General features: G+C 41.5%; 23 protein-coding genes. 18 read left to right on the top strand and 5 right to left on the bottom strand.

Going from position 1 to position 19295, the window contains the following annotated elements:
- The first annotated feature begins 56 nt into the window (after window positions 1–56).
- Window positions 57–503, top strand: coding sequence for a YlbF family regulator (locus FKZ59_RS04020; protein ID WP_141601461.1), 447 nt, complete (start codon window positions 57–59; stop codon window positions 501–503).
- Between the two features lie 76 nt (window positions 504–579).
- Complete coding sequence (locus tag FKZ59_RS04025; RefSeq protein WP_141601462.1) at window positions 580–1041, top strand: DUF523 domain-containing protein; 462 nt, start codon at window positions 580–582, stop codon at window positions 1039–1041.
- Window positions 1042–1154: 113 nt separating this feature from the next.
- Here FKZ59_RS04025 and FKZ59_RS04030 read toward each other — a convergent pair whose 3' ends face one another.
- Both FKZ59_RS04030 and FKZ59_RS04035 read right to left on the bottom strand, forming a co-directional pair.
- Window positions 1155–1637: a hypothetical protein gene (locus FKZ59_RS04030; protein WP_141601463.1), complete on the bottom strand. Its 483-nt coding sequence runs from the start codon at window positions 1635–1637 to the stop codon at window positions 1155–1157.
- A gap of 178 nt (window positions 1638–1815) precedes the next feature.
- A complete protein-coding gene (locus FKZ59_RS04035) occupies window positions 1816–2751 on the bottom strand; it encodes a glycerophosphodiester phosphodiesterase (protein ID WP_141601464.1) in 936 nt (311 codons plus the stop codon).
- Window positions 2752–2931: 180 nt separating this feature from the next.
- On the opposite strand from FKZ59_RS04035, the gene FKZ59_RS04040 reads away from it, so the two are divergent.
- Window positions 2932–3210 carry a YlbG family protein gene (locus FKZ59_RS04040; RefSeq protein WP_141601465.1) on the top strand — a complete coding sequence of 93 codons (279 nt, stop codon included), beginning with the start codon at window positions 2932–2934 and terminating at the stop codon, window positions 3208–3210.
- Here FKZ59_RS04040 and FKZ59_RS04045 read toward each other — a convergent pair whose 3' ends face one another.
- Window positions 3211–3600, bottom strand: a complete 390-nt coding sequence (locus FKZ59_RS04045; protein ID WP_141601466.1) for a DUF7147 family protein — start codon at window positions 3598–3600, stop codon at window positions 3211–3213.
- Between the two features lie 53 nt (window positions 3601–3653).
- On the opposite strand from FKZ59_RS04045, the gene FKZ59_RS04050 reads away from it, so the two are divergent.
- The 3 genes from FKZ59_RS04050 to coaD are packed head-to-tail and all read left to right on the top strand — an operon-like array spanning window position 3654 to window position 6163.
- Window positions 3654–5075 carry an RNA polymerase II gene (locus FKZ59_RS04050; protein ID WP_141601467.1) on the top strand — a complete coding sequence of 474 codons (1422 nt, stop codon included), beginning with the start codon at window positions 3654–3656 and terminating at the stop codon, window positions 5073–5075.
- Between the two features lie 16 nt (window positions 5076–5091).
- Window positions 5092–5643 carry a 16S rRNA (guanine(966)-N(2))-methyltransferase RsmD gene (rsmD, locus tag FKZ59_RS04055; RefSeq protein WP_141601622.1) on the top strand — a complete coding sequence of 184 codons (552 nt, stop codon included), beginning with the start codon at window positions 5092–5094 and terminating at the stop codon, window positions 5641–5643.
- Between the two features lie 13 nt (window positions 5644–5656).
- Window positions 5657–6163 (top strand): pantetheine-phosphate adenylyltransferase, encoded by a 507-nt coding sequence (gene coaD / locus FKZ59_RS04060; RefSeq protein WP_141601468.1) that lies wholly within the window; start codon window positions 5657–5659, stop codon window positions 6161–6163.
- 33 nt (window positions 6164–6196) lie between these two features.
- Here coaD and FKZ59_RS04065 read toward each other — a convergent pair whose 3' ends face one another.
- Window positions 6197–7045 (bottom strand): hypothetical protein, encoded by an 849-nt coding sequence (locus FKZ59_RS04065; RefSeq protein ID WP_141601469.1) that lies wholly within the window; start codon window positions 7043–7045, stop codon window positions 6197–6199.
- Between the two features lie 167 nt (window positions 7046–7212).
- On the opposite strand from FKZ59_RS04065, the gene FKZ59_RS04070 reads away from it, so the two are divergent.
- Window positions 7213–8259, top strand: a complete 1047-nt coding sequence (locus FKZ59_RS04070; RefSeq protein ID WP_281279186.1) for a SepM family pheromone-processing serine protease — start codon at window positions 7213–7215, stop codon at window positions 8257–8259.
- On the opposite strand, the gene FKZ59_RS04075 is transcribed toward FKZ59_RS04070, so the two are convergent.
- The gene (locus tag FKZ59_RS04075; protein WP_141601470.1) at window positions 8260–9468 is read right to left on the bottom strand and encodes a nucleotidyltransferase; all 1209 of its coding nucleotides are present in this window, start codon (window positions 9466–9468) and stop codon (window positions 8260–8262) included.
- A gap of 145 nt (window positions 9469–9613) precedes the next feature.
- Here FKZ59_RS04075 and FKZ59_RS04080 point away from each other — a divergent pair, with 145 nt between their 5' ends.
- The 11 genes from FKZ59_RS04080 to FKZ59_RS04130 all read left to right on the top strand — a co-directional run bounded on the left by FKZ59_RS04080 (window position 9614) and on the right by FKZ59_RS04130 (window position 19253).
- Window positions 9614–10147, top strand: a complete 534-nt coding sequence (locus FKZ59_RS04080; RefSeq protein WP_141601471.1) for a YceD family protein — start codon at window positions 9614–9616, stop codon at window positions 10145–10147.
- A gap of 21 nt (window positions 10148–10168) precedes the next feature.
- Window positions 10169–10342, top strand: coding sequence for a 50S ribosomal protein L32 (gene rpmF / locus FKZ59_RS04085; protein ID WP_016837519.1), 174 nt, complete (start codon window positions 10169–10171; stop codon window positions 10340–10342).
- Window positions 10343–10533: 191 nt separating this feature from the next.
- On the top strand, window positions 10534–11304 hold the full coding sequence (locus tag FKZ59_RS04090; protein WP_141601472.1) for an enoyl-CoA hydratase/isomerase family protein: 771 nt from the start codon (window positions 10534–10536) through the stop codon (window positions 11302–11304).
- Between the two features lie 162 nt (window positions 11305–11466).
- Window positions 11467–11868 carry a Myb-like DNA-binding domain-containing protein gene (locus tag FKZ59_RS04095; RefSeq protein ID WP_141601473.1) on the top strand — a complete coding sequence of 134 codons (402 nt, stop codon included), beginning with the start codon at window positions 11467–11469 and terminating at the stop codon, window positions 11866–11868.
- 193 nt (window positions 11869–12061) lie between these two features.
- Entirely contained in the window at window positions 12062–12955 is an 894-nt protein-coding gene (locus FKZ59_RS04100; RefSeq protein WP_141601474.1) for a ketopantoate reductase family protein, read from the top strand.
- Window positions 12952–13344 (top strand): DUF3397 family protein, encoded by a 393-nt coding sequence (locus FKZ59_RS04105; protein WP_141601475.1) that lies wholly within the window; start codon window positions 12952–12954, stop codon window positions 13342–13344. Before FKZ59_RS04100 ends, FKZ59_RS04105 begins: the two co-directional genes overlap by 4 nt.
- Window positions 13345–13452: 108 nt before the next feature.
- The gene (bshC, locus tag FKZ59_RS04110; protein WP_141601476.1) at window positions 13453–15066 is read left to right on the top strand and encodes a bacillithiol biosynthesis cysteine-adding enzyme BshC; all 1614 of its coding nucleotides are present in this window, start codon (window positions 13453–13455) and stop codon (window positions 15064–15066) included.
- 190 nt (window positions 15067–15256) lie between these two features.
- The gene (mraZ, locus tag FKZ59_RS04115) at window positions 15257–15688 is read left to right on the top strand and encodes a division/cell wall cluster transcriptional repressor MraZ (protein ID WP_141601477.1); all 432 of its coding nucleotides are present in this window, start codon (window positions 15257–15259) and stop codon (window positions 15686–15688) included.
- A gap of 29 nt (window positions 15689–15717) precedes the next feature.
- The gene (rsmH, locus tag FKZ59_RS04120; RefSeq protein WP_141601478.1) at window positions 15718–16668 is read left to right on the top strand and encodes a 16S rRNA (cytosine(1402)-N(4))-methyltransferase RsmH; all 951 of its coding nucleotides are present in this window, start codon (window positions 15718–15720) and stop codon (window positions 16666–16668) included.
- Window positions 16669–17049, top strand: a complete 381-nt coding sequence (gene ftsL / locus FKZ59_RS04125; RefSeq protein ID WP_141601479.1) for a cell division protein FtsL — start codon at window positions 16669–16671, stop codon at window positions 17047–17049.
- On the top strand, window positions 17046–19253 hold the full coding sequence (locus FKZ59_RS04130; protein WP_181733175.1) for a penicillin-binding protein: 2208 nt from the start codon (window positions 17046–17048) through the stop codon (window positions 19251–19253). The genes ftsL and FKZ59_RS04130 overlap by 4 nt, the downstream gene beginning before the upstream one ends.
- Window positions 19254–19295 lie beyond the last annotated feature (42 nt).

Consider the following 19295-nt stretch of genomic DNA (forward strand, 5'->3'; position numbering starts at 1 on the left):
ATGCAAATTTCATCAAAATTTTGCTATGATAGATGTACAGATTGGAGGAATAAATGATGATGATGACATCAGAATGGGCCTTCATTTTAGATGAAGCGGACGTATTGAGCTCCATGATTCTCAATTCGGAACCTGTCCGCAAATACCAAAAAGCCCGTCAGGCGGTATACGGCGACCGGGTATTGGTTGAGAAGATTGCCGCATTTAACCGGATGAAAGAACAATACGAAGACGTGCAAAGATTTGGGAAATATCATCCCGATTATTATAAAATCATGAAGGAAATCCGTAAACAGAAAAGGGAACTGGATCTGAATGAAAAGGTGGCGGATCTAAAACTGGCGGAAAACGAGCTGCAAGATTTGTTGGATGAAATCAGCCTGATTCTTGCAAAAGCCGTTTCCGAAGCGGTGAAAGTGCCGGTCAGCAACCCGTTTTTCGAAACTTCCTGCCATTCAGGCGGCTGCGGATCCGGCGGGAAATGCTCTTGTTCTGTTTCATAAATATTGGATGGCTGTTTGGAAATTTTCCGAACAGCCTTCTTCTTAAATAAAAGTTTATTCAATTGCGGAGGAAGTTATGATTTTAGTGAGTTCTTGTTTGGCAGGATTAAAAGTCCGATATAATGGTTCCCACTGTTTGGATGAAAAAATTGCGAAATTAATTGACGAGAAAAAAGCGGTCGCCGTTTGTCCTGAAGTGCTTGGAGGATTGCCGGTTCCCCGGGAGCCCGCCGAAATCATCGGCGGGGATGGTTTTGATGTTTTGGACGGAAAGGCGAGGGTCGTAACGAAATCGGGGAAAGATGTCACGGATCATTTCCTGAAAGGGGCCTTCGCCACATTGGAAATCGCAAAAAATGTGAAAGCGACCCTGGTTGTTCTCAAAGAGAACAGCCCTTCTTGCGGAAGTTCCAAGATTTATAATGGCGGGTTCAGCGGGGAGAAAATCGCTGGAGACGGGGTGACTTCCGCCTTGCTGAAACGGAACGGTTTTAAGGTTATTTCGGAAGAGCAGTTTATGAAGGAAATCAGTGATTAGAGGACCCGGTGGTTCGGGTCCTTTTCATTTTATATGAACAGGATGGAATATGAATTTGTATGTAAAATTGTAAAAGGAAATATTTGCATTTGGATGTACTCTTTGGCCTTAGTTCAATCAGGAATGGCCTCCAATAGTATTGAGTCACTTTCGATATCTCTTTCAAAAATATAATTGATATGATTGAAAGTATACGATTCTTCATGATTGGCAGGGGTTAAATCGCCAATGTCCAATTGATTGTATATTTGGTGGATGTTTTTTTCCGTCAGTGAGGGATCAATAGATTTCAGGAGCGTATGAAAACTCGCTTTGACTATTTCGCGATCATTTGAAATCGCTTCCGGTTTGACGCTGACAGCCGCTTTAACAAGATGGTTTTTATCGTCCGTATCCAATACTAACGCGACCGTTGGGAGAATTTCGACTAAATACGTATTTTCATCGAATTGGATTTTTTCGCCGATTGGAATGGAGTCGCCGGCCGTTTCTTCAAATATTTGGATAAACTCATATACAGTATAGTCAAATGTTTTTTCATCGCCGCAAGCAGCCAACAAGAGAGAAAAAAACATGACAAGTAATAACTTTTTCATAAAAGTCCCCTTTCGGTATTAAACGTCTCTCCGGAACAACGCGACTTCAATATCAGAAACCGGCACCCTCATAAAAAGTCTGAAGTGTTCCATTATCATTGTTTCGCTATAAAAAATAGTAGCACAAACCTCCTTCCGGTCTGCACTACGAATGTGAATTATTCATTAACATAAAATCTTATTTCTGATTTTCCCCTTTTTCCTTTTGCTTTTCAATCCAATTCCGCACGAGGGGAACGGCGATATCCGGACGGTCCGTGATGATGCCTTGCGCCCCTTTGTCCAACAGTTTCATCATCTGTTCTTCATCGTCGATGACCCAATAATGCACAGGGATATTGAAATTGTTTAAATAGGCGATAAACTTAGGGCTGTCCAATGAAAATCTTCCGTGTTTCGTAGGGATTTGAAAAACGTCCACTTTTGGATGATAGAGATGTCCAAATTGGCTTGTAAATGCCGTAAATGCTTTCCGTACATCCGTTTCTCCGGCGCCCAAAGCGACGCGGTTCTGTGCATACAAATTGAAACGGTCCACTTGTTCGCTGTAGAAACTTGTGACCACTACCCGATCTTCCGCGTGGCATTCTTCAATCAGTCTCCAAAGTTTTGAAGGCATCAAGCTTCCTTCATAGGTTTCTGGACTGTCTTTAATATCGATGTTAATGTACATATTTGGGAACTTTTCGAACAATTCCTTTAATGTTACAATTTCGGCTTTTTGATTGCGGTATGGATAATTTCCTTCCCCGTCTTTAAAATGGAAAGCGAAATTAAAGTTTCTTAATTCCTCCAATGTAAAGTCCTTTACAGATCCCATGCCATCGGATGTGCGATCGATGGTTTCGTCGTGAATCACGACGATTTCTTCGTCTTTTGTGAGACGTACATCGATTTCGAAGCCATCCACCCCAAATTCAAAAGCCTTTTCAAACGCAATCATCGTATGTTCCGGCGCAAGTTTCGCCCCTCCTCTATGGGCCAATACGACCGGAGCTTTTTTCAATACTTCTTTTCCTTCTCGTTTTTGGGGTTTTATAAAGGCTTTGCTTCCGGCCCATGCTGCCGCGCTTGCAGCGGCAATCGCCAGCGCCAGTTTTGTCTTCTTTCCCATGTTTTGCCTCCTTTGCGAGCTCTATATATAATAAGGAAAAATGAATTTCTCTTATTTTGCATGAAGATCAAATCCCTTAAAAAAGATTATAACGAAATTCATCACGACATGTCACCAATGTCAGTTGCTATCAAAATTGTCTGTATGTTATCCTTTAAATGAAGAAAAGGGGTAATGGAAATGCAGGAACGTCAAGGGCTTATCGTGTATGTTTATCAATTGAAGCATGCCAAGAGCTTAAGAAAGTTTGGACATGTCCACTATATATCAAGAAAATTAAAATATGTCGTCCTTTATTGCAACCGGGAAGAAATTCCTTATATAAAAAATAAAATACAACGTCTTCCTTTTGTGAAAGACGTTGTGGAATCGTACTTGCCTTTTGTCAAAAATGAATTTGAAAATGAAAAGTTCAAAAAGGACCAGGAACAAGAATATGATTACAGAATTGGTCTTTGATTACGCCAGTTGCGGAATCAGGCGGTTCATTCTTAAAACACCGATCAGATGTTGATAAAACAGAATCGTTTCTGCATAGTAGCAGGAGTGTTTGATGTCCATTGGAACCGCTTCCTTCCCGATTTCTTTTAGCGCTTCTTCGAACAATTCCAGTCGTTTGGAAGGTTTTTCCGGATTATATGGTATTCCTTCCCGGCATATGTATATCGGCATAAAGTTGCTGTCGCCAACCGGTTCAAAGGCCACCGCCGGAGAGGCAAAAGCTTTGTTTCCTTTATAAGAAATAAATAAAAAAGCATTGTGGAATCTTTTTTTGTTTGTCCGGATCAGTTCGCAAAGTTCATAAATGTCTCCATACCCTTGCCCAAGCTCGATAAATTGTTGTGTCATTTCGTCGTCTCCTTTCTATGTAATAATAGTAGCATGTATAAGGTGGTTTGCCTATGAAATACATAGTGAGTTTTTTTAGTTTCCTCGTCCTGCTGATTGGCGGCGTGCTTTTTTTTCAGTATCAAACGTATTCCGCCCAACAAGAGAAGAATATCGGACATTATACATATAGTCAGGATATAGACATCGTCTACCGGGGGGATAGCCTGCATATTCGTCATCACTTTAGAAATTTACCAAATCAATCGATTTCTATCAACTGGCCGGAACAGGCGGCAAGTCCGGATTGTTTTCTCGAAAAGGAAAATAGTTGCAAGCGGTTAAGCAAGGATTTTTCTAAATTTTTACATAGCGATATACAAAACCAATCGATTTCATACATAATACCAATTGATGGGGGATTGAAACCCCGACAATTGCTGAAAGATATTTTTGTCACTTTAGAAAACGGGACGGCGACTCATTCAACTGTTCATATTACAACCGACCAGTCGATCAATGGGACATGGGTTACCGGTTTGCCGTTTATAGGACAGCAATCGCTGTCTTTGGTGCACTACTCGATGTTCAGCGGCAGCGGGCCGGTGAATGACTTATATTACCAGGCTGAACCTTTACCGATTCAAGGAAATAATGACAAGATTACCATATATTCGCCAAATCCTGTTCAACATGATATGATAAAACAGTTGGAAGAAATGGAATTATTAAATGATGAACATATGGCCGTCATCCTTGGCGACAAGCCGTCAGGGCTTCAAGGAAGCCGTATATTATTTTCTGATAAGATGTCAATTGAGGATTTGAAGGAAGAAATTCTTTTAACCCAGATGCATATGAAATATCAGTGCAATCAGCTCCCGGTTTGGGCAGCGGAAGTGGTGGCATCGTTCTTGACGGATAGCTTCCTGGGGGGGAAGAAAGCCAGGGAAATAACGATGACATTGAAAAATCAAATGACCGACGAACAGCGGGAACTTTGGGTTGAGAGATTACAAGAGTTGGAAGGAGAAAAAATTGACGCATCCTTGTTGGATCACGAGCTGGGTGGAGTATTCGGATATTCCACACAATATTTCCAATCAAATGTGTCAGCTGATGAGGTAATGCCTCTATTGTTTTTTGATGACAGGGATGTATATGTTGATCATCAATTGACGAAGGATATCGACATTGTTTTTTACGAGGGACAAGTGCTATATTCCGCAGAACCATTATTGCGCCATCTTGGCTACGAAACTTCGGTCGGAAAGAACGGGTTCTATGCAAAGAATAAAATGAGACAGTTCCGTTTTCCATTCAATTATGATTTTTACGTCTATAACCAAAGGCGCTATAATACGGTTTCACAGCCGATTCAATCGGTTTCCGGAACATATTATATTGAAGAGTCCTGGCTTCAAAAATTATTTTCCGTTGAAATCCATAAGATGAAGGATTCCATTTCCATAAATATTGTTGATTCTAAGCAATGAAGGCTTGGTGAGAAAAATGCGGGTGGTTGCCGGTGAAAGAAAGGGAATGCCGCTTAAAGCGGTTTCCGGAACAACGACTAGACCGACAACGGATAAGGTGAAAGAATCCATTTTCAATATGATAGGCCCTTTTTTTGAAGGCGGAATTGTATTAGATTTATTTGCAGGAAGCGGCGCCCTCGGTATCGAAGCTTTAAGCAGGGGGGCCGAGCGGGCCATTTTTATCGAGAAGGACCGCCGCGCTTTTCAAGTTCTGAAAGAAAACATCAAAAAGTGCCGCTACGAAGATCGGGCGGAAGCCTATTGCACCGATGCGCTCCGCGGCATCAAGGCCCTGTTAAAGCGGGATATCCAATTAGATTATTTATTTGTTGATCCTCCATATAAAAAACTGGAATATTATGATTATATTTTAATGCTGGAGGAAGGTGGAAAGCTTTCGAAAGATGCCATCATCGTTTGCGAACATTCATTTGATGTTCAATTGCCGCAAGCTTATGGAAGATTTACTTGCATAAGAAGCGAAAAATATGGAAAAACCATCATTTCAATTTATCGAATGAGTTAGGGAGAGGGAGAAATTGTCGGAAAAAATTGCTGTTGTACCAGGTAGTTTTGACCCAATCACAAATGGACACTTAGATATTATTAAACGGGCGGCAGATGTATTTGATATTGTCTATGTTGCCGCACTAAAAAATTCTTCCAAAAAACCGTTGTTTTCGATTGAGGAGAGGCTTGCATTGATTGAAGAGGTTACCAAGGATATCCCGAATGTCCGCGTCGAAAGTTCTTCCGGATTGCTCGTGGATTATGCAAAATCCAGAAATGCCATTGCAATCGTCCGGGGGTTAAGAGCGGTTTCAGACTTCGAATATGAGATGCAAATTACATCCATGAACCGTTTTTTGGATGAATCCATTGAAACGTTCTTCATCATGACGAAAAATCAATATTCATTTTTAAGTTCCAGCATCGTCAAAGAGGTAGCCCGTTATGGAGGAAGTGTGAAAGGCCTTGTTCCTTGCGTGGTGGAAGAAGCGTTGAAAAAGAAATACGGGGAAATGAATTCAAACTCGGCAGAATGAATCTCCGCCGAGTTTTCTTTATATCGTTTTAGTTTATAAAAATAAAATAAAGTAGAGAATCGGAATGACGAGAGTAAAGAAAATTCTCAATAAAATGTAAGGCTTAAGCGAAATGCTTTCGCTTTTTGCGATGACCGCCACTTGCATATGGATGCTCAAACTTTGGCTGGATAAAAAAGTGGCCATCAACAAAGGGAGCAGAGCCGGTTCATTGGAAAAAATTTTTTGGGAAATTTGCAGACCGTTCGTCATTTCCAAAGATGCTGCCGTAAGTAGTAGCAGGTTTTTATGTATATTAGGAAAAATCGTCTGAATGGTATATATGACGACGGTGTAAATGGTTGTGAAAAAAATGATGGTGGATCCGACGACGAGAACCGTTGGAATGCTGTCTTTGATGCTGGATATAAAAGGGTTTTCATTTTTTCGAAGGTTGTATGATTTGATTTCCTGGCGGGGATTGGATCGATGATAGAAATAGTACATCACCAAAATGAAAAGGGAAACCGTATGATATAAAATCAAATATTGCCAGCTGAACCGGGTATTGTTCAATAGGTCATGTCCAACAAATCCCAGAACGAATAAAGGGCTTGGACTGTGGCAAATACTTAAAAGGCCGTTCGCCTCGCTTTTTGAAATCTGATTGGTCCTTTTTAAATAGGCGACGGTCGCGGCGCCGGTCGGGAATCCCCCAAGGGCGCTGATGCCGTACGTTTTGATATATAATTTGAATCTCGATAATGAATTATCCTTTTCAGGTGTCAGGCGGATAAACCATTGTGTTAAAATCAAATAGGGAAGCAAATAAGGGAATAACGCTTCCAGGAACAGTTCGAGCCCAAGATCCGCTCCTTTATGGGCGATTCCTGGAAAGAGCAATAATAAACAAATCAGCGTGATACATACGAAAAGATATAACAGTGGAATAGGGCATCAACTCTTTTCAACTATTTTTCCGGGTACATCTTGGAATGCTAAACTAATATATGCATGTTCAACTTTTTTTATTTAGCTTTTTTGGGCTGAAGAAGGGGGGGCTGAAGCAGTTGAAACGCCTGACTTTGTTCATTATCTCCATGCTGGCTGTCATTTTTTTATGTTTTTACCGGCTTGACTATTATATTATGAAGCCGGGAAGCGCTTATGATGTCGGCGAATTTGTCAAAGTAGAAAATGGCGATGTGGATGACGAAGGAACCATCAATTTGACGACCGTCTCCATGAGCAAAGCCACTCCCTTGACGTTCTTGATTGCGAAATTCCGTGAGCATCAAGATATTATGAGAATGGATGAGGTGCATCAAAAGGAAGAAGACGAGCGTGAATATAATGTCCGTCAAATGACGCTCATGAAGGATTCGCAATTTAACGCCATATTGGTAGCGTACAAAAAGGCCGGGCTACCCTACACGGTCAATTACAGCGGAATCATTGTCTTAAATGTCTTGTCCGGCGGAGCAAGCGATGGAATCTTGCAGCCGGGGGATAAAATAGTGGAAATCGACGGGAAGATTATTAAAAAGCCGGAAGATTTGGCCCATGCTCTTGAAACGAAAAAAGAAAACGATGCTGTACAACTGGTCGTTCAAAGGGATGAAAAGCTCTTGGATTGCTCCGTCACATTAAAAGAAATCCCCGACAGCGACGGGAAAGTTGGATTGGGCATCACTTATTCGGAAAACGTGTCTATCAGAACGGAGCCCATCGTAAAAATCAATTCGGAGGATATTGGCGGTCCTTCTGCCGGTCTCATGTTTACGCTTGAAATCCTCAACCAGCTTTTGGATGAAGATATTACGAAAGGGTACAGGGTGGCCGGTACCGGTGTCATCAATGAAGACGGCACAATTGGCCGGATCGGGGGCATCGATAAGAAAGTGATTGCTGCCGATAAAGCCGGGATGGAAATATTCTTCGCTCCGGATGATGAAATTTCGGAGGAAGCCAAGAAAAAAAATCCGGAAATCGCCTCCAATTATGAAGAAGCTGTCAAAACGGCAAAAAAAATCAATACCGACATGAAAATCGTGCCGGTAAAAACAATCGATGATGCTTTGAATTATTTGGAGAGCCTTCCTGAAAAAGAAAAGTAATCAGAACCGGATTGGCGGAAGCTTATAGTCTCCGTCAATTTTTTTATCCGAAAAAAATTCGACGCCCAAAGCATAGATATCCGATGCGCGGATATCGATTTCAAGCATCGGATCCTTCACTTGCCCTACTCGGCTTATCATAGGCAATTCCAAGCTCTTTTTCCGTTCCGATAAATAAGCCTGTCCCCTTTCCGTCATCCCGAGCAAACGGATATAAGTGGGCGTTTTGAATTGGTGCAATTCCTCTTTTGTAATTCCTGTGAAAATATGGGTAAGCATTCTTTGCAATCTCGTCCAGGTATATCGTTTCGATTTAATGCTGGACATAAATTCCGAAAAGGTTTGGCTGTGCTTGGCATGTTTGATGAGGGCGTATTCAATCCCCTCTGATACGTCTGCGAAGGCCTTCAAATTTTCCGGGCGATAGCGCATGATGGCGTATCTTAATAGGGGCCAGAACGCTTCCCAATCCACAAAGCGCGAATACTGACGCCGCCATTCCGCGAGTTCCTGGTAAGATGCATCCGGAACATAAGGTTGAATGGCCTCCAGATGTCCCTTTTGAAAAATTTCTTTTCGAATGCCCGTTGCACTTGCAATCGTCGACGTTTCCCTGATGGAATCATGATAATTTGCCTGGATTCGTTGGATTGTCACCGGTTCAATCGGCAAATTGAATTTTTTTGCGGCAACAATATAGTGGTAGCCGAGAATATTGTTCGGTTTGGATAAGTCAAGATAAACGCGGCCGTTCTTTTGTTTCAATTGTTCATATGCATAAAACAAACTTTGCGGATAACTGATCCCCGTTGACACAAACTTTTTAATGAGACCATTATATTCTTCAAAATGGGTTTCAATTAAATCGGCGGTGTTCAAAAACGGCTCCAATATTCCATCTTCGCTTCCGAACGAAAAAGCGTCACATTGCAGCGCCCCCAGAAGATAAATCGCTCCTTCCGCAAATAATGGAGCGTTGGCGGTGCTAAACACATAAGGCAATTCAACAACAAGATCGACACCGCTCCTTAAAGCCATCTTTGTCCGGTGCCATTTCGAAACGAGGGCGGGTTCCCCTCTTTGCAGAAAGGGGCCGCTCATGACAGCAACCACGACGTCCGCGTTTGTAATCTTCTTCGATTGGGTAACATGATAAAAATGTCCGTTATGGAACGGATTATATTCAACAACGATTCCGACTGCTTTCATAATTTGCCCCTTTCAAAAAAATTCAGCGAAAATTGTTCGTGTAAAGTGAATTATAGTATCGTTTTTGGAAAGTGACAAGAAAATATCTTGACATCTAAATTATCACATTATATAATCATCATTGTTGTCTTGGGGTGATTCGTGAATGAAATGGTCGATTCATCAATTGGCGAAATATCGCCAAACAGGGTTGCCGATTGATACAGTTGTGAATTTGGATGAAGTGAAAGAGCGGAATAAAGATATTCGCGAAATTTCACCCGTTCATGTAAAAGGACACTGTACTGTCGGAAATTCACAAATGACTTGTCATCTTACTTTGAAGGCGACCTTGACCCTTCCCTGCGCACGCACTTGGGAAGATGTCCAATTTCCTGTAGAAGTTGAGACGGTTGAGGTCTTCAGCTGGGAAGACCCAGAACTTCGGGGAAATGATGACGATGAGGATATCCATTACATAGATGGAGAAGTCGTCGATTTAAAACCGGTCTTGGAAGAGTTGATTCTCCTGGAAGTACCGATGCAAGTATTCAAAGAAGGTACGGAAGGGGCAATAAAAGGCGGAAAAGACTGGGATTATTTTACTGAGGAAGAGTTAAGTCAACAAGCAAAAGACGAACCAAAAGTGGATCCAAGACTTGCTGGATTAGCTAAGTTTTTTGATCAAAAAGATGAATAAACCGACAAGGAGGTGCCAATCATGGCTGTACCATTTAGAAGAACTTCTAAAACCGCAAAAAGAAAACGTCGTACTCATTACAAATTATCTGTACCTGGCATGGTAAATTGCCCAAATTGCGGTGAACCAACTTTGTCCCACCATGTTTGCAAATCTTGCGGACATTACAAAGGCAAAGAAGTGGTTAGCAAATAATAAAGCGTAAAATCGTTTTTACGCTCTGAACAAAAGACTATTGGAGTGACCATGGCGCTCTGATAGTCTTTTTCTGTTTTTTTCACTAAAAAAAGGGTATAACCAATTCTTGTCAAATTAGAAATCCTCTATTACTATGAAGACATATGGTATTATGTTACGATAACAAATCAAAAAGGGGATGTTGTTCATTGTCTTACCAAATTGACCTAACGGACGGTATACTGACGTTTACCATCGACAGAGAAGAAAAGAGAAATGCGGTTAACGATGAAGTGATGAATGGACTGAAGCAAGTTATAAAGTATATTAAGGAAAATGAAGACGTGCGCTTTCTGGTTGTGACAGGAGAGGGGGAAAAAGCCTTCTGTTCCGGAGGAGATTTGTCGGAATTTCATAGTCTGAAGACTGCTGAAGAAGCCTTTGGCATGCTAAGTAAAATGGGGAATATTTTATATGAACTCGCCACATTGCATGTGCCGACAATTGCATTAATCAACGGGACAGCCGTCGGAGGAGGTTGCGAAATCGCCACTGCCTGCGATTTCCGTTTGGTGGCGAGCCATGCAAAATGCGGATTTATTCAAGGTACGTTGGCCATTACGACCGGATGGGGCGGCGGAACATATTTGTTTGAAAGAGGTTTGCGTCATGACAGGGCGTTAAAAATGCTGATTGACGCAAAACCTTACGATGCCCAAACATTATACGACATCGGCTGGGCGATGAGGGTCTTTGACGGTCCAAAAGAAGAAGCGCTGGAAGCTTTTATTGAAGATATGAAAAAAATTCATCCTTCCGTCCACCGTGCATATAAAGAGATTGAGCTCCGGAAGTGGAGAGAGCGGAATGTATACGGCCGCGTCATGGAAGAAATCAAACTTTGCGCGAAACTTTGGGAAAGCGAAGAGCATGAAAAAGCTGTGGAACGCTTCTTGTCAAAATCAAGCAGCAAAAAATAAACCAACATGGCCAACAATCCTATCTGATAAATCAATATATGCTTTTTAAAAATAGGTTGCGACAAAATTTTTCAATGTCGCAACCTATTTTTTTCTATGTTATTTAATTCTATTTATTCTCTTTTTGCATATAGTAGAGTAAAAAAATGAGAGGTGATAGGTATGGAAGGGAAAAGAAGAAAAGATCAATGGACTCCTGAAGATGATGAAAAATTGGCGGAGATTGTCATTACTGCGGTCCAAAACGGGAGAACCCAATTAGAAGCCTTTGCTGAGGCCGCGGAAGTGCTGGGACGTACAAAGCAGGCTTGCGGTTTCCGCTGGAATAAAACATTAAGGCAACAATACGGACAGATGCTGAACAGCGTCAGAAAGCGTCCAAAGCAATTGATGAGAAGCCATTTGAAGCTTGCCCTCAACAGTTTCGATGAATTGACGGAGGCTTATAATGAACTGGAATTGAAATATCGGGAACTTCAGACGGAACACGATAAAGTGCTGAAATGGCTCCAGCAGGGGGCAGCATTTATCGAAAAGCAGCAACAGCAGCAACAACAGCAATAATGGAAACAATTCTCTTTTTGCCATCATCCAGCCATATTAGCAAAAAAACAGCAGTTCACATATCGAAAATTTCAAATCTTTCCAGTATAATGATAAAAAAGGGTGTGGCACTCTTTGGCGTCACACCTTTTTCTTGTTAAGAAATATGCAGGCATTATTAACGAACAATAAAAGGGTAAAGAAGGTAGCGTTTATGAAAATCGTGGTGATTGGTGCGGGTTCTGTCGGAATGCTGCTCGCGTCGTTTTTAGCGGAACGTTTTCAAGTGACCGTTCTGGTGAGGAGAAAAGAGCAGGAGGAAGCGATCCGCAAGCATGGGATTCATAGAATCAATTTGGATGGAACGATAACCCGATTGCCCGTAAACGTTTCTACAAAATATGAGGATATTCGTTCCGATTCCTTTGTGATTGTAGCGGTGAAATATACGCATTTGAAAGAAGTATTGCCCCGATTGGAAAAATTGCCGGAAGACATACCATTATTGTTTGTGCAAAATGGTCTGGCCCATTTTGATGAAGTGCTGAAGCTTCCGCAAAAGACGATCGGTTTTGGGTCATGCCAATTTGGAGCGCAAAAGGAAAATGACCATACGGTTAATCACCGGGGGATTGGTGTGTTAAAATTAGCGGTTGAACGGGGAAAAACCGGGGATTTTCAATGGTTCTCAAAGGTCGAAAGCGCGTCGTTCCCGGTGCAATTTGTCGATGACGCGGAGAAGATGCTTTTCGAGAAAGCTTTATATAATTGCTTTATCAACCCGCTGACAGCCGTATTGCAAATAAAAAACGGGGAATTGTTGACAAACCGGCATGCCTATATCCTCTTGAAAGCCTTATATGAGGAATGTATGGAAGCTTTTCCGGAGCGGAGGGAAACGGTATCATTCGAAGATGTCGTTTCATTATGCAAAAAAACCGCTTCCAACTCGTCATCCATGCTGCAGGATCGATTGCTGAATAGAAAAACGGAAGTGGAGTCGATTGTCGGGGCGGTGATCAAAAAAGCGGAAAAAAACGGAAAAAGCCTGCCCATCTTAAAAACACTCTATCATTTAGTATTGGCTTTAGAGGGTGAAAAGACGTGAAATTGCTGGTATCCTATATTCTCGGCATCCTGATTTTTATACCGGTTACCATATTTATCCTTTCTTATTTCATTTTTCGGAAAATCCTGAAAAAAAGGGCGAATCAAAGCGTCCGTTTGGCGGCAGATATTACGACATTTTTTCTGTTTTTCTCCGTCACGATTTCCATTGCAACCTTATGGGGGACAAGGCTGAGCCTGATCGCCATCGCCATTTCGCTTCTGATTGCCATCATCATGACCTATCAAGACTGGAAAACGAAAAAAGAAATGAAGATTATTCCTCTGTTGAGAAAGATATGGCGCGTACAATTTCTATATTTGGTTCTGGTTTATAATGCGGTTTGGCTTGTAGGGATTGTTCAAAGCATTCTTTTCTTTATTACATAACAAATTGAGCCATTTTCTTTTCAGACAACGGAGGGAACGTTTAAAATAGTACAAGTAAAACTCTTTCAAGATAATTGAACGTATAGAGATCAGTAGAGGAGAAGTATTATGGAACTGGAAAGAATAGCACCAGTGGATAATAAGCTGTTGGCTGACTATTGGAAGGAAAGCGAAAATTTACTTTCCTTTTATCAATATCCGTATAACGATGAATCTTTCCGCGCAAGAGCCCGCTATTTAAATAAAAACCATTTCGATAGAAAACGTTTATGCACAGTGATTGAACAGTTTATGGAGCCTCTCGGAATTTCGGAAAAAGCCAAGGAGCATTTAAAAAAATTGGAAGACGGGGCCGTGGCGGTCGTCGGAGGACAGCAGGCAGGAATCCTCACCGGCCCCCTTTATTCGGTTTATAAAGCCATCAGTGTCATATTGCTTGCGAAAGAACAAAGCGAAAAGCTGGACCAGGATGTCGTCCCAATCTTTTGGATTGCGGGGGAAGATCACGATATTCTAGAAATCAATCATACCTATACTATTGTCAACGGGTTGCCGAAAAAGAAAATGTACGGCGCCAATCCTGCAAGAAAGACAATTGCTTCCGAGACGCGTCTTGATCATGGCAGGATGAAAGAACTGATAGATGAAATTTTCAAAGATTACGGCGAGACGCAATATACGCGCGCCCTTCATCAATCTGTGCTCCATCATATGTATGAAAGCTCAACGTTTACTGATTTTTTTGCCCGTTTAATGAATGATTTGTTCAAAGAAGAAGGATTGCTGTTGATCGATTCGGCTTTTCCGCCATTTCGACAATACCAATCCCGGTTTTTTCAGTGCATGATCGAAAAAAACGAGGCGATTTGCGCAGCGGTCATCGAAAAAGAACGATTGTTAGAGAAAAATGGATATGGAAAGCCGGTTTCGGAGACGGAAGAAAATGCAAACCTTTTTTTTGTAAAGGATGGAGAACGGTTTCTGCTGGAAAGAAAAAAAGGAGAGTTTGTCAACAGAGAAGCAAATGTAAAATTTTCGAAAGAGGAATTGTTGCGGCTGGCTGAAGAGTCTCCGGAACATTTGAGCAACAATGTGGTAACGAGACCTTTGATGCAGGAAATGTGCTTACCGGTATTGGCTTTCGTAGCAGGCCCCGGCGAAATGCATTATTGGGCCGCCTTAAAAGATGCTTTTGATGCATTAAATTTGCAAATGCCAATCTTGGCTCCACGATTAAACATCACTCTGATCAGCAGGCAGGTGGAGCAATTGCTGTCTGAGTATCATCTGGATTTTGAAAAAGTGGTCCATGGCGGAGCGGAAAAAATAAAACGGCAATTTATTCAAAGCATTCAGGATGTGGAAGCGAAAAACAAGATTGATCACATGAGGGAAATGCTTGAAGAGAGTTATGAAAAGCTGCGCCAATATTTGCATTCAAAACAACTGCATTTGGAAAACATCATTGAAAAAAATAAAAGGTACCACCACATGCAGTTTGATTATTTATTGAAAAAAATCGAGCAGGAAGTTCTTGTGAAACATGAAAGCACCATCCGGAGACTGAACACCCTTTCGAGCGAATTGTATCCGAATAACAATTATCAGGAGCGTATTTACAATCCTTATCAATATCTCAATATTTACGGTCCTGACCTTGTCCGGGATTTAATCAAATTGCCTTTGAAGATTGGCAATTCTCATTTTTTAGTAAAATTATAAGATATTTTATCTTTTTCTGGAGCTATCCCTAGGAGGATAGCTCTTCTTTTATTTGTTTTTTCCTAAAAAGTTTCTAAACGGAATTAGGTAATATGTCATGTTTTTTAAAAAGTTTGTCAAGGTGGTGAATAAATGGTGGAGGAAAGTGGGGGATTGTGGTACATTATTTACTAAAGTGGGGTGAGTAGCCATGTTCATGGGAGAATATCAGCATACGATAGATGCCAAAGGACGTTTGATCATACCCTCGAAATTTCGTGAAGCCCTCGGTAATTCTTTTGTGATTACGCGGGGACTGGATAACTGTCTTTTTGGCTATCCTATGAACGAGTGGCGAAAGCTCGAAGAAAAATTAAAAGATTTGCCAATGACAAAGAAAGATGCAAGAGCATTTGCGAGGTTCTTCTTTTCCGGCGCAACGGAAGTGGAATTGGACAAGCAAGGTCGCATCAACATCCCCTCTAATCTTGCCGCATACGCCAAACTGGAAAAAGAATGTGTCATATTGGGTGTTTCCACAAAAATAGAAATATGGTCCAAAGCACTTTGGGAAGAATACTTCAACGAAGCGGAGGAATCATTCAACGATATTGCGGAAAATCTCATTGGCTTTGACTTCTAAAGAAAATCATCCACGAAGGAGCAAAATGCATGTTCGAACATACAACTGTGCTGTTAAAAGAAGCTGTTGACGGATTAAACATCCATCCGGACGGAATATATGTGGACTGTACTTTAGGCGGTGCCGGACACAGCGAATATTTGGTTCAGCAACTTTCTGAAAAGGGACGTTTGATTTGTTTTGACCAAGATATTCATGCAATTGAAAATGCGAAAAAGCGTCTGGAGAAATATTTGGAAAAAGTCACTTTCATTCATTCCAATTTCCGGTATTTGAAGGAAAAATTGTATGGCCATAATATTCAGAAAGTTGACGGAATCCTCTATGATTTGGGGGTTTCTTCTCCACAGTTGGATACTCCTGAGAGGGGATTCAGCTATCAACATGACGCTCCTTTGGATATGCGGATGGACCAGACGCAGGATCTGACCGCCTACCACATCGTGAATGAATGGCCATATGAGGATTTAGTGCGCATTTTTTTTCGATATGGAGAAGAACATTTTTCAAAGCAAATTGCTCGAAAAATTGAATTGGCAAGAAAAAAAGGACCTATTGAAACAACAGGTCAGCTTGCAGAACTAATAAAAGAAGCGATTCCGGCTTCCAAAAGACGCACCGGGGGACATCCGGCTAAAAGGGTTTTCCAGGCAATCAGAATCGCTGTGAATGATGAATTGGGAGCGCTCGAAGAATCGCTGAATGATGCCATCGATTTACTGCGTGTGGGTGGACGCATCAGCGTCATTACCTTCCATTCCTTGGAAGATCGCATCGTCAAAACTATATTTAAAGAGGCTTCTTCATTGCCTGAATTACCTCCAGGGTTGCCAATCATACCCGAGGAATTTCAACCGGTATTAAAAATTATTACGAAAAAGCCGATTTTACCTACAGAAGAAGAAATTTTGAAAAATAATCGTGCACGGTCAGCGAAATTGCGCATCGCTGAAAAAATTCATGAAAAAGGGCGTGGCTAGATGGCAGTTCGTGTAAAACAACAATTTTCTTATCATCAACTAGAAGCACCCAATCAACAACCCTCCATTCAATCAAATACCAAAAAGCACCCTAAGAAACAGCGCAATATCATAACAGCAAAGGAAAAGTTTCTTTATATACTATTTGTGGTAATCATTGCAACATTATCAGTACTCTTCTTACATAAACAAAGCGCTATTCAACAAACAACGATTGAAATCCAAAAAATAGAAAAAGAAATTGCGGAGATTAAAAAACAAAATGTTGATTTAAAGGTGCAGGTCAATGAATTATCAACATACGAACGAATTTGGGAAAAAGCGAATTCACTCGGTTTAACGCTTAATGAAGATAATGTAAAGGTAGTGCCGGGAGAATGAAGAAAAAGAAATTTCGATTCCAATGGGGAGCCTTTCTAATGTTTATCTTTTACGGAGGGCTCTTTTTTGCATTATTCCTTAGAATCGCCTATATTCAGGCGACCGGCCAAGTCGAAGGGGAACAATTAAAAGCAAAGGCTGCTGCATTGTATCAAAAAGAAGCGGTGATTACCGCCGAACGGGGGAAAATATTGGACCGGAACGGAGAGGTGATTGCCGAGGATACATTAAGCTATCGGTTGATCGCCATCGTCAATCCGGCCGCAACAACCGATCCGGAAAAGCCGCAGCACGTAACAGACCCCGAAAAAACGGCAAAAGTGCTGGCCAAATATATTTCCATGGATGAAAAAGATATTTATAGGATTTTAACAAAGCGGAAACCGGATGGCGGGTACTATTATCAAGTTGAGTTCGGCTCTGCCGGAAGGGGCATCAGCCATGAAACCAAAACAAAAATTGAAAAAGAAAAATTGCCGGGAATCAAATTTGTGAGCGATACAAAAAGATATTATCCCAACGGTGTATTTGCATCCCATTTGATTGGTTATACCCAAAGGGAAGAGCAGAAAGATGGAACATTCATTTCCGTAGGGAAAATGGGGCTGGAACTGACATACAATAAACAATTGACCGGCGAAAATGGAAAAATCAAATATGAAACCGATGCCTTCCATTATTTGTTGCCAAACCGGGAAAAAATGGTCAAGCCCGCAAAGAACGGGAACAACATCTATCTGACAATCGATAAAACGATTCAAAACTTTTTGGAAGATACGATGACGAAGGTTTATAAGGAATATAATCCGGAGGTCATGGTCGGGATTGTCGCCGATGCAAAAACCGGAGAAATTCTGGCGATAAGCCAACGTCCGACGTTCGATCCGGAAACAAAAATAGGGTTGGAAAACAATTGGCTAAACTATGTAACACAGGAAGTGATTGAGCCCGGATCTACAATGAAAACTTTCACATTGGCCGCTGCCATTGATTCCGGCCATTGGAATCCAAATGCAACGTATCAATCCGGTGCATACAAAGTGGCTGACAGCACCATCCGCGATCATAATATCTACGGATGGGGCCGGATTACTTACTTGGAAGGTTTCCAACGTTCATCGAACACCGCTATGGCAAACTTGCTTCAATCAATGGGAAATGAAACGTTCATTCAATATTTGCAAGACTTTGGCTTCGGCAAAAAGACGGGAATCGACCTGCCGGATGAATCTACCGGCACGATTTTGACCCGGTATCCGATCAACTACGTCACCACTTCATTTGGACAAGGCTCTACCGTTACCCCGATCCAGCTTGTGCAAGCGATGACCGCCATCACCAATGACGGCGTCATGATGCAGCCGCATGTTATCGATAAAATCGTTGATTCCACAACAGGAAAAGTGATTGAAAAACATAAGCCGAAAGCAAAAGGAAAACCGATTTCCGCAAAAACCGCGAAACAGGTAAGGCAAATCTTGGCCTCCACCGTAACTTCGGAAGCAGGGACTGCAAGAAGATATCAAATCGAAGGATATAATGTTGCGGGGAAAACAGGTACTGCCCAAATACCAAATCCAAATGGCAAAGGGTATTTGTATGGAAAAAATAACTATTTATATTCATTTTTAGGTTTTGCTCCTGCCGATGATCCGCAATTGATTATCTATGTGGCGGTGAAAAGACCGAACTTAAAAGCTTCGGAAATTGGGTCTGAACCGGTGGCTAAAGTGTTTAAACCGGTAATGGAAAACAGCCTGAAGTATTTGAATATCGATCCGGATGATGTCAAACCGGTGGAAAGTGTCAATATAGAGAATTATATTGGGAAAAATGCTTCTGCCATAAAACAAGAATTGGAGAGCAAAGGACTGAAACCGGTCATTATCGGGGAAGGAGGGGAAATTGCCGACCAATATCCGAAACAAGGAACTTCTTTATTGAAAAACAGTTTGGTCTTCCTGAAAACGGATGGCAAAATTACATTACCTTCATTCAAAAATTGGTCATTAAGAAATGTTCTCATCTACAAAGCGATGTCGGGAATAAACATCGAGGTTGTAGGGGAGGGCTATGTTGAAAGCCAAAGTGTTACAGAAAATACAATCATTAACGATTCTTCCCCGATCGTGGTGAAATTAAAGAGACCTGAAGAATTGTTTGCGCCGGAAGGAAAGGAAAACGGCGAGCTGCCGCAAGATTAATCAAATTGCTTTTGAATAGATGAGAAGTTCGATTCATACCTT

It is taken from the genome of Ureibacillus terrenus (assembly GCF_006569205.1).
Taxonomy (GTDB): domain Bacteria; phylum Bacillota; class Bacilli; order Bacillales_A; family Planococcaceae; genus Ureibacillus; species Ureibacillus terrenus.